Source organism: Paenibacillus canaveralius (assembly GCF_047238265.1).
In the GTDB taxonomy this organism is placed as follows: domain Bacteria; phylum Bacillota; class Bacilli; order Paenibacillales; family NBRC-103111; genus Paenibacillus_F.
Genome location: NZ_JBDFMM010000001.1, coordinates 4,984,386 through 4,998,033, shown reverse-complemented (window position 1 = coordinate 4,998,033; position 13,648 = coordinate 4,984,386). Strand labels below are relative to the sequence as shown.

Below are 13,648 nucleotides of genomic sequence, written 5' to 3'. Positions count from 1 at the left end.
TTAAACAGCAGGAGGAAAACATGCCAGCTATCGAAGTGAGAGATCTCCGTAAAGAGTTCCGCGTGCAGAAAAGCAGAAGCGGTCTCAAAGGAGCGTTCCGCGATCTGTTCGACCGTGAATATAATCAGGTTACGGCCGTTAAAGATATCAGTTTTGAAATTCCCGAGGGAGAGATTTGCGGGTATATCGGAGAGAACGGCGCCGGCAAATCGACGACGATCAAAATGCTTACGGGCATTCTCGTTCCCACCTCGGGTCATCTCCAGGTGAACGGCTATATTCCTTATAAGGACCGCGAAGCTTTCGTCAAAGGCATCGGGGTCGTTTTCGGCCAGAGGAGCCAGTTGTGGTGGGACATCGGCGTCATTGAGTCGTTTCAGCTGCTCAAGAAGGTATATCGGGTGCCGGAAAACGATTTTAAAGAGCGGCTGGATGAGCTGTCCGACCGGCTTCAGCTGGGCGAGCTGCTGAGCAGACCGGTCCGGAAGCTGAGCCTCGGCCAGCGGATGCGCTGCGAGCTTGCGGCTTCTCTGCTGCACAACCCCGCGATCGTTTTCCTCGATGAGCCTACGATCGGACTCGACATCGTGGTAAAAACCGAGATCCGCGAGTTCCTGAAATCGCTGAACCAGCGCTACGGGACGACCATCCTGCTGACCACGCACGATCTTCAAGACATCGAAGCTCTTTGCTCGCGGGTCATTATGCTGGACGACGGACGCATCATTTATGACGGCGGTCTGGATCAGCTGAAGGAGACGTGGGGGAAAGGCAAGGAAGTGGTGTTTCAGTTCAACGACCCGGTGCCGCTTGAAAGTCTGGAACTTCTCACGGAAGGCCTTGACGTGACTTGGGAGCAGGACAGCCCGCTGGACGCGCGCGTATTCATCCCGCAGCGGAGCGCGAACGTGTCCGATGTTCTGGCGCGGATCGTCGGCGTCGTCCAGATTGCGGATATCGGCATCCTGGAGACGAATACCGACGATATCGTCCGCGAGATTTATAAATCCGGTTCGGCGGAAGTCCGGAAGACGTCCGCGCCGGAAGCGGGGGAGCCGGGCACCGGGGCCGAAGCGGACAAAGGAGCGGTGCCGCATGTATAAGGCTTATGTGGAGCTGATCCGCATCCGGTTCATCACGATGCTCGCCTACCGGGTTAACTATTACAGCGGCATTCTGGTGTACGCGCTTAACATCGGTTCCTATTACTTCCTGTGGAAGGCGATTTACGGCAGCCAGGAAACGCTCGGCGGACAGACGCTGGGACAGATGACGACGTATATCGTCGTGTCCTGGATGAGCCGCGCTTTTTACTTCAATAACCTGGACCGGGAAATCGCCAATGAAATCCGGGACGGGAGCGTCGCGATCCAGTTTATCCGTCCTTACAATTATGTCGTGTACAAAATGATGCAGGGCCTCGGAGAAGGCTTGTTCCGGCTGCTTCTTTTTACGACACCGGGTCTCGTTATCGTCTCTCTCTTGTTCCCGGTCGAGCTGCCGACGGATCTATCCTTGTGGCTTGTCTACCTGCTGATGCTGCTTTTCGCATTCTTAATCAATTCCCAGATTAATATTATGACGGGATTGTCCGCGTTTTTCCTGGAAAACAGCGAGGGCATGATGCGGATGAAGCGGGTGGCGGTCGATCTGTTCTCCGGGCTGATCCTGCCGATCACGATGTTTCCCGGCTGGACGGCGAAGCTCCTCGAATGGCTGCCGTTCCAGGCCATCACGTATTTGCCCGGCTCGGTGATTACCGGCAAAATGACCGGAAACGCCGTATGGCAGGCGGTTTCGATCCAAGTCATCTGGTTCGTCGTGCTTCTTGTGCCGATTGCCTTCATGTGGCATAAAGCAAGAACCCGGCTGTTCGTGCAGGGGGGTTAACGGATGTTTTACTTATCGCTTATTCTTGATTATCTCAAAAATTATTTGAAAACCCGGCTGACCTATCGTTCGGATTTCTGGATCGAGGTCGTTTCGGATTTGCTGTTCAATGGGCTGAACCTGGTGTTTATTCTCGTCGTCTTCCAGCAGACCGAGCTTCTCGGCGACTGGAACCGTGATCAGATTCTGTTCATCTACGGCTTCTTTATGATCCCGTACGGATTGTTCTCGACGATATTCAATTTGTGGAATTTCAGCGAGCGCTATATCGTCAAAGGCGAAATGGACCGCATCCTGACCCGTCCGGCCCACAGCCTGTGGCAGCTTATGCTGGAAAACATGGACCCGGCCTCCTTGTTCAGCGCTCTGGCGGGACTGGTCGTGATGATCTACTCTTGGGGCCAGCTCGGTTTACCGGTCCACTGGAGCGATCCGCTCATTATGCTGATGATGGTCGTATCCGGCGTGCTGATTTACGGCGGCATTTACGTTTCGCTGAGCGCGCTTGCGTTCTTTTCCGATTCACCGACCGGCATAATGCCCCTGATCTGGAACATCCAGAACTACGGCCGGTATCCGGTCACGATTTACAACAAGCTGCTGCGCGGAATTTTGACGTGGATTCTGCCGTTCGCTTTCGTCGGTTTTTATCCGGCGGCCTATTTCCTGGATCCGCTCAATTGGAAGGGCTTTGCCCTGCTGACGCCGGTTATGGGGATTATTTTCATTACGATCGGCCTCAGCGTGTGGAACATCGGTGTCAAGCGCTACCGGGGAGCGGGGTCCTGATCCGGCGGCGCAGCGGAAACTGCCACAATTTTCAGGTTGCTTTCAGCAAAGTTTTAGGTTTCGCTAAGCTGGGCGTAAAAGTTCCGTCATAATTTCTGCCTATACTTGGGATGTAGCATAAACAAGCCCCCATTTGAAAGGTGGAAATAAAAATGAATACAACACGCAGCAAACTGATGGTATCCACATTGGCCGCGGCACTTCTGCTCGGCGGCGGAGCCGCTGTTTCCAGCCAGGTATTCGCAGCAGACAGCACCGATTCGGGCCAAACGTCGACTCAGCAAACGGCACCGTTCAAGCATGACGGCAAGGACCGCAAACCTTTCGGACCATTCGGCGGGCCGGGATCTTATCTGAAAGACGCGGCATCCGTGCTCGGTCTGGAAGAAAACGCTTTGATCACCGAGCTGAAAGCGGGCAAATCCCTGGCCCAACTCGCTGAAGCGAAGGGCATCAGCCAGGCGGACCTGGTGAAAAAGCTGGTGGAAGCCTCCACGAAAGAAATCGATGCTAAAGTAACCGAGGGCAAAATCGACGGCGCGAAGGCGGCCGAACTGAAAGCGGATCTTCAAACGCGCATCGAGAAGGCCGTCACGGTTACCGGCTTGAAAGACTTCAAAGGGGGCAAACACGGCCGCGGCGGCGGCTTTGTAGATCCGGAGAAGCTGGCGGCTATCCTCGGCATTACGAAAGACGAGCTGAAAACGCAGCAGGAAGCCGGTAAAACCGTCGCCGAGATTGCGGAAGCCAAAGGGATCACGAGAGAGCAGCTTCTCGAGAAGCTGAAAACGGAGCTGACTCCTTCGCTGGAGAAATTTATCGACGCGAAGAAGGGCGACAAGCCTCAGAAGCAGGACCGTAAACAAGCCCAAGCGGAGCAGGCCGGGTAAGACGGCCGAACAGGCTGCAGCGGCAGGCAGAGGATTTAAAAAAAGACCGGCAGCGAACAAACGCTGCCGGTCTTTTTGCGTGCAAGGCTCAGCCCGATTTCCCATGCATACGCAAGGTGGGTATAATGGTAACTAATGCAAAAAACGATGAACCGAAGGGGGTTCCCGAAGATGAGTATGAACATGGGGCAGCAGGCACCGGAATTCGAATTGCCGGCCAACAACGGGCAGCACGTAAAATTGTCCGATTTCAAAGGGAAAAAAGTAGTCCTGTATTTCTATCCGAAAGACATGACGCCGGGATGCACGACACAGGCGTGTGATTTCAGGGACAAACATACGGAATTCGAAGCCTTAAACGCCGTCATTCTCGGCGTCAGTACGGATTCTCTGAAACGGCACGAGAAATTTATCGACAAGTACAATCTGCCTTTCCTCCTTCTTGCCGATGAAGACCACGCGGTATGCGAGGTCTACGGGGTCTGGAAAGAGAAGAGCATGTACGGCAAAACGTTTATGGGAATCGAACGCTCGACTTTTCTCATCGACGAGGATGGCATCCTTGTCAAAGAGTGGCGCAAGGTTAAAGTCAAAGGCCATATCGAAGAAGCGCTGGCTTATTTGAAGGAAAACTAAGATGTTTTGAAGAAATCCGCCGATGAAACTACACGTGACGAAACTTACACGTCTCGAAACTTACACATCCACCCAACGCTGGCGCTCATGGCTTTGCAGAACCGCTTCGACGATTCTCATAACACCGCAGGCCTGATTGAAAGTAGCGAACTTCGAGCTCGTTTCATCCGTCTGGTGCGCTCTGCGCTTGCCGATGAGAGAGTAGTAGTCGAGCAGCAGGTTTTTGAGCGCATCGGGCCAGCCCTCTTCATGACCGCCGGGATAATGGGTGATGGAGGCGGCCTGGGAGCTCATCAGGCTGGCATCCCGCATTTGAATCTGATTGGGAACATCCCGGGAACCGATCCACAGCCGGTTCGCTTCCTCCTGGTCCCAGCGCAGGGCGCCTTTTTCGGCGGAAATTTCGAAATACAGCTTGTTTTTGCGGCCGGGACTGACCTGGGAGATGCAGAAGACGCCTTTGGTGCCGTCCTCGAACCGGACCAGTATGGATCCGAAATCCTCGGTGTCCACCTCGACGCGTTCGCAGTCCTCGGGCTTGGGCGCCGCGTTCGTAAACGTGGCCAGATTATCCTTGGGCTTATACCGCACGGGATGGACGATTCCGAGGTCCGCGAATACGGACACGATCCGGGTGCCCAGTACGTACTGGACGGTGTCGCACCAATGGGAGCCGATGTCCGCCACCGCCCGTGAAGGCCCGTTCAGGCGCGAATCCATCCGCCAGTTGTAATCCGTCTCGTACAGCAGCCAGTCCTGGAGGTACCCGCCAAGCACGTAGTGCGGCTTGCCGTAGTTCCGGGATGCGATCTGCTGCTTGATTTCCTCGACAAGGGGATAGTGGCGGTAAATAAACGCCACGCCGGCGACGAGACCTTTTTCACGCGCAATCTTCTGCAGTTCATCCGATTCCTCGACGGTAACGGAGAGCGGCTTTTCGGACAAGACATGTTTGCCGGCAAGCAGAGCCGCCTTATTGAACGTATAATGCAGATGATTGGGCGTGCAGTTGTGTACGACGTCGATATCCGGGTCCTGGATAAGCTCCATGGCGTCTCCGTAATACATGGGAATCCGGTAGCGGGCCGCTGCTTCCTCCGCATGCGACAGTTTGGAAGAAGCAACCGCGACGACTTGAACCGAAGGCACCCGCTGGAGGGCCTCGATGTGGGCCATGGCCGAGAATCCGGTCCCGATCACGCCGACTTTAATATCTCCCATTCGTTTCACCTCTTCAATTAGTCTGGTATTTATCTGATTTGCGGTTAACTGGGTTAATGTTCAACTCCCTGGAACAGGCAGCAGGTTAAAGATATAGCTTTTAATCTGCTTTTACCCCAAAAAGCGCCGGATTGATTGAAGAACTGAAAAATTTCGGAAACCGGAGGGCTTTTATGGAAGCGGTCATACGTGAAAAATTAAGAGAAATCGAAGAGAACGAGCAGGTCAAAGTCTTGTTTGCCGTAGAGTCGGGAAGCCGCGCCTGGGGGTTTCCTTCCAAGGACAGCGACTACGACGTCCGGTTTGTTTATGTCCGCAGACCGGAGTGGTACCTTTCCATCGACGACAAAAGAGACGTGATCGAAGTGCCGATCAATGAGATGCTCGATATAAACGGCTGGGACATCCGCAAGGCGCTGAAGCTGTTCCGCAAATCGAATCCGCCTCTTATGGAGTGGCTGATCTCGGATATCGTGTATCAGGAAGCTTACGGTTTCAAGGAAGAGATGCTCCGCCTCCGCAGCGAGGTGTTCTCGCCCAAGGCGTCTCTTCATCATTATCTGAGCATGGCGAAAGGCAATTTCCGCGAGTATCTTCAGAGGGACCAGGTCCGGATCAAAAAATATTTTTACGTGCTCCGCCCGATTCTGGCCTGCAAATGGATCGAGGAAAACGATACGAACCCGCCTATTCTTTTTCAGGAGTTGGTAGACAGGCTTCTGCCCGAATCGGGATTGAAAGATGGGATCAATGAGCTTTTGAGACGAAAAATAGCCGGGGATGAGCTGGACCTGGAAGCGAGGGTCGAGGAGATTCACGCATTCATCGGCAAAGAGATCGAACATCTGACGGAGGTGGCCGCGGCAAGCAAGGCGGAGCTGGCGGACCCGACGCCTCTGCTTGACGATCTATACCGCCGCTATTTAACTCTCGTCTGGAAATAGATTGCTAGATTTATGAATCGCATACCGCTTATGGATGGAGTCCGGCGTCAGCCGAGGCTCTTTTTTGTGTGGGAAAGCATACCTCCGGCAACTCTCTCATATACTCTATCAGCAGCCAAATGATTGAATAATGCGGAGGGATTGTCATGCTGAAAACGAAGTTGTCCCACACTCGCTTCACCCGGATCGCGCTTATCCTTCTCCTTATTTTCGTTGCCTTCCCCACTATACAGCCTGCGCAAAAAGTTTATGGAGCCGAAGCGGACGGCGAACCGGCAGAAAATATTTATGAAGCGCTTAAAGCCGGGAGTAAATCGCTCTCGGACCAAACCTACGCGGTTCCCGACAAGCCGACGGTCTATTTGACGTTCGATGACGGGCCGAGCAAATATACGCCGGAAGTGCTGGATATTTTGCGAAAAGAAAGCATTCCCGCTACCTTTTTTGTCGTCGGTAAGCAGGTGGAAGATCATCCGGGACTGGTCAAACGGATTGTCTCCGAAGGCCACGCGCTCGGCAATCACAGCTATGACCATACCTACAAGAAGCTATATTCGGATTACAGCGGCTTCTGGAAGCAGGTCGAGCAGACCGACCGGGCTATCGAGAAAGCGGCCGGTTTCCGGACGGGTTTAATGCGGGCGCCCGGCGGAACCGCCGAGAATTTCGATGCCTTCTACTTCTACTACATGAAGGAAGCGGGGTATACGCTGTACGACTGGGATATCGACAGCGAGGATTCGAAGCGTACGGGAGTCCCCGCGGCGGAAATTATCCGTTCGGTCCGTAAGGCTCCGCTGAAACACGAGCTGACGGTATTGTTTCATGACGGCACCGGGCACAAGGAAACGGTAAAAGCGCTCCCGGAAGTCATCCGCTATTTCAGGGACAAAGGCTACGCTTTCGCGAAGCTGGACGACCGGGTGCAGCCCGCGCAGTTCCCCGTCCGCGAAGCCCGGCGGTGGCAGCGCGGCGCACCGGGCGAAGCGGAATTTGACCGGACGGCAGCGGCGATGAGAGCCTGGGCCGCTCAAGTCTCCGGCGGACGCACGCCTGTCCCTTCCGGCGAAGAAGCGGCCGTGGGAGCAGGCTCTATCCGGTCCCGGCAGGCGGCGCCCCGGCTTCCTCTGACGCTGATCGTAGACGGAAGGAGAGCGGTAATTCCGGCCGAACAGGCTCTTTTTCGGGAGGAGCGACTGGAGGTGCCTCTGCGGGTGCTTGCACAGCAGTTGGGGGCCAAGGTCGACTGGGACCAGGCGGCCTCCACGGCGAGCGTTGACTACGGATTCATCCGGCTGGACTACAATCTGCGAGACTATACCTTGTCGGTTCGTCTGTGGGCCGAGGTGACGGCCGTCTATCATTTCCCGAATATGCGCCTTCTTGACGGGAGTCTCTATGTCCCTCTCAGGAAGACGGTAGAGCTGCTGGGCGGCGATATACTGGACTATCACGCGGACGAAAGCGGGAGGCAAGTAACGATATCCGGCGGAACCGCTCTTTTTTCTAGCAGCCTATAAGTCTATTTCCATAGAGAACGGGGAACACTGGGAATATATCATTTCACTAGGAGGCTTTCCCCGTGATTTCCAATCGGACGTTCTTATTTGACCAGCCCCATACTCTTCTGCAAAAAGTAGTCGATCAAGTCGCCAAAGTCGTTTTCGGCAAACGGGATGCCATCGAGAAAAGCGTCATTGCCATGCTGTGCGGAGGCCATGTTCTTCTGGAGGATGTGCCGGGCGTAGGCAAAACGCTGCTCGTCCGCAGTCTGGCCGCCACTGTGGGCTGCGGATATAAAAGAATTCAGTGCACGCCGGATTTAATGCCGTCGGATATAACCGGCGTTTCCGTATTCCAGCCGCAAACCGCCGCTTTCGAATTCAGGCCGGGACCGATTATGAATCCGGTCGTTCTGGCCGATGAGCTGAACCGTGCGCTGCCCAGGACGCAGGCGGCTTTTCTGGAAGCGATGGAGGAGCGCAGCGTAACGGTGGATGGAGTCACTTACGGGCTGCCGAAGCCTTTCCTGCTGCTCGCCACGCAAAATCCGCTCGATCATGAAGGGACGTACCCCATTCCCGAAGCGCAGCTGGACCGCTTCATGATGAAGCTGTCGCTCGGCTATCCGGAGCACGGGGACGAAGTCGGCATGCTGGAGCAGCAGCTTCAAAGGCGGTCGCCGGACAGCCTGAGGCCCGTTCTTCTGCAGGAGGAATGGGTGCAGCTGCAAAACGAGGCCGCCACCGTCAACGTCGATGAATCTCTGCGCGAGTATATCGTGAGCCTTGCCGCAGCTACGCGAAGGCATCCCGATCTAAGGCTCGGAGCCAGTCCGCGCGCATCCGCGGCCTTAATGCGGGCCGCCCAGGCCAGGGCGCTGATGCAGGGCCGACGCTATGTCGTGCCCGATGACATCAAATTTCTGGCGGTGCCCGTGTTCGCCCACCGGATGCTGCCCTCGACCGACGCGCTTATCGGCGGCAGAACCCCGCGCGCCGCGGTCGAAGCGGCCGTCGCATCCGTGCCGATTCCCGTGCTGCGCTTTGCGGCCGTCCGCTAGGAGAACGCCATGATGAAATCTTGGCTGAATCTGGCGGGGAGTATAGCGGGAGCGGCGGGGGCGCACGCCTTTTACCTCGTATTCGGGGGAGTGGCTCCCCTGATCATCGAGTGCCTGCTCTGGGCGAATGCGGCCTCCGGCGCTTCCGTCCTGTTCTTCACGCTTAACGGGGCGGAGGTTTCACGCAGCCTCGGGGCGCCCCGGTTTTTTGCCGGTCAGAAGGCGGAATTGAAGCTTATCGTGGCTCAACGCTCTCTGCTGCCCGTATGCTGGATGGTTGTCCGCGAACACTGGGTGCATGAAGGGCGGGAAGAGACCAACAGCAAGTCGCTGCTTTGTTTTCCCTGGATCTCGCCTGTTGTTTCGCTTTCTTACAGCATGGATGCCGTAGAGAGGGGAAAGTATGTTTTGGAGCGGACAGAGCTGCTTTGCGGGGATCTGTTCGGACTGTTCATTAAAAGGCGCGTCGTGAAAACGGAGGCCGCCTTCACGGTCTATCCGGTGCCCGAACCATTCGGGCTGCGCGGGGCGGCTGGTGCGGAAAGCGATAGCCGCGGGAAACCGTCCCGGCACCGTACGGCCGGCACATCGGCCGGCGTACGCGCCTATGGCGCCGGAGATCCCCTGTCGTGGATCGATTGGAAAGCGACTGCCCGCAGGGGTTCGCTGCAGACACAGGTGCGTACCGGAGCCGTTAAACCGTCCCGGATCATCGTGCTCGACACGGATCCGGGCTGCAGGGGAGCGGACACCGGCTGCGGCTGCACGCTTTCGCCGGGCAAGGGCGGGACAAGGCGAAAAAGCGGAAAAAGCGGAAAAAGCGGAAAAAGCGGTTTGAACGGCATAGCCGGTATGGCCGGCATGATCGGCATAAACGATATAAAGGGCATGACCGCAGCGAGCGGCTTCGGCGGCAGGTATGGAAAATCCGCCGAGAGCGGCAAGGACAATGAGGCCGCATCCGACGCCGTTTCACCATATTGGAGCGATCTGGATAGTACGGATGAGCATCCGCAAGCAAAACGCAGGCTCGCTTTCGGCAAAAGCGAACCTGTCCGCGGCAATTATTCGGCATCCGGCTCCTGCCGTCTGGGACAGGCCATGCTGGAGAAGCGAATCCGTATCGCCGCCTATGCCGTCCTCGAACCGGAAACGGGAACCGGCGGGATTGTTACGGGAACCTCTTTCCGGGAAAGAGCCGTACTTGCTCAATCGGACCAGCCGTATAGTCATGCGCGGTTCCAGGGCACGTCCTCGTTCAATCCGGATGACGGGGCCTCGGCTCCGTTTGCAAACGCGCCTCTGGAACTATTGGCGGCCGTCCGTGGCGAGACAGGCAAAGGGGTCTACATGCTGCGCAAGGAACATGCTTCCAGACCCCCGGGCGTTGCGCTGCTCTATCTGACTTCACGGCTGGATGATGCCGTAATAGCCTGTGCCATGGAGCTGCTTGCCGCAAGACGGCCTCTGCATATGGTGTACGTTTCGCAATCACACATGCTTACGCCCGAGGAGCAAAAAAGGCTCTCCGTGCTGCGTGAAGCCGGGGTGGAGACGGCCTGCTTTACCGCAGCGGAAGATGACAGGGACGCCGGGACCCCGGTCGCGGGACGCAGACAAGGCGCGCACAAATCCGGTCCGGCCGTGAGCAAACGAAGATTTTTCACCAAAAAAGATAAAACAAAGCAGTCAAGAATTGCTGCTGAAGCGGCACATAATTCCGCGTGTGTTCAGGGAATGGAAGTGGAGAGAACCCACAGTAACGCTTACGCTTGGGGAGAGTCCGGGTCATTCGGCAGCGCTGATTTTTTCAATGAGCATTCGTCAGTCCCTCGCAGCATCGCGTCAGATAAAAAGAAGCCCGAAGAAGGAGGGACGGAAGATGCAATCGGTTAAAAATCCGCTTATTTCGTCCTATGGTGCAAGAGGCTCCGAGACTTCGGCTGATGAGCATAGAGCTCCAGGACGCCTCGTTGAGAACGAAAAGCAGGGGGAGTTCTCTTGGATTCGGGACGCTGCACTAACGGTGATTTGGTACATGCTTCTGCTAGAATGGCTGAATCCGCTTGCTCTCGGAGCCGGCGGGTTCCAGCCTTTAGGCATCGAACCTTATGCAATCATGTTCGGCTATTTCCTGCTGCTCTCGGCCGGCGTGCGTTCTTTTGCGCTGTTGTGGATTTTTAATCTGGCGGGGATGGCGGCCGTTTCCGGTTATCAGTTTCAGAAAGAACTTTTCCCTTTCGGCGCTTGGCCGCCCGGGCTTTGGGAGCTGTTAATGACTGACCTCGGCTATGCGGCGTCCGGCCAGCTCGACGCACTCAGCGGGTTGACCGAGTCCCTGCTGTTTCTGTTCGGTGCGGCCGCTTTTATTTCGGCTTCCCATCAACTGCTGCTGCACCGGCAAAACGGGGCCTGGTTTGCGGCCGCAACCGGCGGTTACTTACTTCTCCTCCAAATCGGCTTCGGCATCGACACGACGCCCGGCTTGATCCGCACGGGGGCGCTCGGGCTGCTTCTGCTTGCGGGCCTGACCGTTCCCCGTCTGCGGAGACAATTCGGCATCGCCGAAACCGGCCGCGGCGGGTCTTTGCCATGGATGGGCATCAGTTTGTTAGCTGCGGCGGTTTTCTATGCGGCGGGTAACTGGGCAGCCGGCGAAGGGGGACCGGCGGCAAAAATGAAACCACTGAGCTTGTCCGCCGCCGCAGACAAGTGGGCTTCGCTTATGCGCGGGCATACGGTCGCGGGCCCGGGTGCCGGACAAACTAGCGGCTCGTCCCTGAGAATCTCAGGATACGGAGCCGATGATTCCGTCTTGGGCGGAGCGCTGGTTCCAGACAGCCGGGTTGTGTTTACCGCCCGGACGCCGGTTCTCACGTATTGGCGCGGGGAAGCCAAAAGCGTCTATGACGGGCGCGGCTGGTCCCAGCCTTCCGGCATGCTCCGCCCGGCATTCCCGGCGTTGTCGGGTGAGACGGAGTCGGCGGGGAGGGGCGGGACGGTATCTCCGGACGGCGGCGTGTCAACCGAAGGAGTTGAAACGGGAGCTTCCGGAGATGGGCAGCCGGCAGCGGAAAGCACTACGGCTTCGTCGTTTGTGGAATCCTATGTCCCTGGTGCCCTTAATGCCTCAGATGCCTCAGATACCGCCGCTATCGTCGCCGTTCCGAACCCCCCCTTAACCCAAGAGATTACGGGGCTTTCGGGACAACTGGGGATGCAGTTGTTTGCCGGAGGCCGGATACTGAAGCTCGAAGAAGCCGGAAATACATCCGGCGAACCCGTCAAGCCGGAGGCCTTCTGGCTGAACGACGAAAGCGGCAAAGTCGCCCTCCCCGTCACGGATGAACCGCTGCAATCCTACCGTGTGACGGTTACGCCGTTTGCATTCGGCAGAGACTGGTCGATGCCCGATCCGGGCCCGCAAGCGTCGTCTTTTACGCCGGTAAGCGACGCCGAGATCAGAAGCGGACTGCGCAGCAGTGTGGATGTCACGGGGCAGCGTGGGAAAAGTATGGAGAATGGGACTGTGGGCGATAATGCCGCCGGTCTGGAGATCGCAGGAGGCGGCTCCGGTCCGGCCAACAGTAGTGGGAGCGCCGACAATGGTACGGGGACTACAGGCGGCAACTCTAGCGCATCAGCAAATAAAAGCCGAGGTGCCGGCGGCACGAACGTCACCGGCAGCCTTCGTGAAACCATGGGCGCGGAAGCCGGAAGTTCCGAGCGGAACACGCATGCTTCGGCTTCCCCGGCGGCGCTCTCCGCGTACCTCCAGCTCCCGGACATGCTGCCGCAGCGCGTCCGCGACCTTGCGGAGCGCGTGACCGCCGGCAGCGGACAGGACCCCCTCGCGGCGGCGCTTGCGCTGGAGCGGTACCTTCGCACGGAGTACCGCTACAGCATGGACAAGCCGACGCTTCCCGCCGCCGGCGAAGACTTTGTCGACCACTTCCTGTTCGTCGACAAGCTGGGGTACTGCGACCATTTCTCGTCGGCCATGGTCGTCATGCTGCGCGCGGCGGGCATTCCCGCCCGCTGGGTCAAAGGCTTCGCCCCCGGCGAAGCGGGCGAGCGCGGCCCGGACGGCAGCCTGGCGGTTACCGTCCGCAGCCGCGACGCCCACTCGTGGGCCGAAGCCTACATCCCGGGCGCCGGCTGGCTCGCGTTCGAGCCGACGCCCGGCTTCGCGGCTCCGTCCGGCGCCGGAGCCGGGGCCATGCCCGCAGCCGTCTCCTCACCGGTAGAGGAGACGGCCGCCGCGGACACGGCAAGCCCTTGGGCAGCGCAGCTGCTGCCCGCACTGGCCCGGGCGGCCGATTCGCCGGCCGCCTGGGGTTCGGCCGCGCTGCTCGCCCTGCTGGGCGCGGCCTGGCTGCTGCGGCGCTTCCGGCCCCGACGAGCATCCCATGCGCCGCTGCGGGCGAGCACGGGGCTCCGCCGCGGCACGGGCAGCGCGGCGCTGATGGAGCGGCTGTGGCTGAAAGTGTTCCGCAGCCACGGCCGCCTGGCCCCGCAGCAGACCCTCCGCGAGTACGTCGCGGGGCTCGCGGAGCTTGATCCCGGCCGCCGCCGGGCGCTGGAGGAATTTGCCGCTTTGTACGAGGAAGTCCGTTACGACCGCAGCGGCGCCGGGATTATCGGCAAAGGGCGCATTTTAGATCTTTGGAAGCGGATCAAAGGCCGGGGTACGCCTTGATTCATCCGCCTTTGTT

11 protein-coding genes are annotated in these 13,648 nt (G+C 57.9%); 10 read left to right on the top strand and 1 reads right to left on the bottom strand.

What is annotated here, in order from left to right:
- Positions 1-20 precede the first annotated feature (20 nt).
- From ABC395_RS22515 to bcp, 5 genes are all read left to right on the top strand, one after another.
- A complete protein-coding gene (locus ABC395_RS22515; protein WP_413006068.1) occupies positions 21-1,103 on the top strand; it encodes an ABC transporter ATP-binding protein in 1,083 nt (360 codons plus the stop codon).
- Positions 1,096-1,890: an ABC transporter permease gene (locus tag ABC395_RS22510; RefSeq protein ID WP_413006067.1), complete on the top strand. Its 795-nt coding sequence runs from the start codon at positions 1,096-1,098 to the stop codon at positions 1,888-1,890. Before ABC395_RS22515 ends, ABC395_RS22510 begins: the two co-directional genes overlap by 8 nt.
- 3 nt (positions 1,891-1,893) lie before the next feature.
- On the top strand, positions 1,894-2,679 hold the full coding sequence (locus ABC395_RS22505; protein ID WP_413006066.1) for an ABC transporter permease: 786 nt from the start codon (positions 1,894-1,896) through the stop codon (positions 2,677-2,679).
- Positions 2,680-2,831: 152 nt separating this feature from the next.
- Positions 2,832-3,569: a hypothetical protein gene (locus ABC395_RS22500; RefSeq protein WP_413006065.1), complete on the top strand. Its 738-nt coding sequence runs from the start codon at positions 2,832-2,834 to the stop codon at positions 3,567-3,569.
- A gap of 171 nt (positions 3,570-3,740) precedes the next feature.
- The gene (gene bcp / locus ABC395_RS22495) at positions 3,741-4,205 is read left to right on the top strand and encodes a thioredoxin-dependent thiol peroxidase (protein WP_413006064.1); all 465 of its coding nucleotides are present in this window, start codon (positions 3,741-3,743) and stop codon (positions 4,203-4,205) included.
- 60 nt (positions 4,206-4,265) lie between these two features.
- Here bcp and ABC395_RS22490 read toward each other — a convergent pair whose 3' ends face one another.
- Positions 4,266-5,426 (bottom strand): Gfo/Idh/MocA family protein, encoded by a 1,161-nt coding sequence (locus tag ABC395_RS22490; RefSeq protein ID WP_413006063.1) that lies wholly within the window; start codon positions 5,424-5,426, stop codon positions 4,266-4,268.
- A gap of 173 nt (positions 5,427-5,599) precedes the next feature.
- On the opposite strand from ABC395_RS22490, the gene ABC395_RS22485 reads away from it, so the two are divergent.
- The 5 genes from ABC395_RS22485 to ABC395_RS22465 all read left to right on the top strand — a co-directional run bounded on the left by ABC395_RS22485 (position 5,600) and on the right by ABC395_RS22465 (position 13,632).
- Positions 5,600-6,370, top strand: coding sequence for a nucleotidyltransferase domain-containing protein (locus tag ABC395_RS22485; RefSeq protein ID WP_413006062.1), 771 nt, complete (start codon positions 5,600-5,602; stop codon positions 6,368-6,370).
- A gap of 146 nt (positions 6,371-6,516) precedes the next feature.
- A complete protein-coding gene (locus tag ABC395_RS22480) occupies positions 6,517-7,890 on the top strand; it encodes a polysaccharide deacetylase family protein (RefSeq protein WP_413006061.1) in 1,374 nt (457 codons plus the stop codon).
- A 62-nt stretch (positions 7,891-7,952) separates the two neighbouring features.
- Entirely contained in the window at positions 7,953-8,933 is a 981-nt protein-coding gene (locus tag ABC395_RS22475) for an AAA family ATPase (protein WP_413006060.1), read from the top strand.
- A gap of 9 nt (positions 8,934-8,942) precedes the next feature.
- Positions 8,943-10,829 carry a DUF58 domain-containing protein gene (locus ABC395_RS22470; protein ID WP_413006059.1) on the top strand — a complete coding sequence of 629 codons (1,887 nt, stop codon included), beginning with the start codon at positions 8,943-8,945 and terminating at the stop codon, positions 10,827-10,829.
- Entirely contained in the window at positions 10,816-13,632 is a 2,817-nt protein-coding gene (locus ABC395_RS22465) for a DUF4129 domain-containing transglutaminase family protein (RefSeq protein ID WP_413006058.1), read from the top strand. Before ABC395_RS22470 ends, ABC395_RS22465 begins: the two co-directional genes overlap by 14 nt.
- The last annotated feature ends 16 nt before the right edge of the window (positions 13,633-13,648 follow it).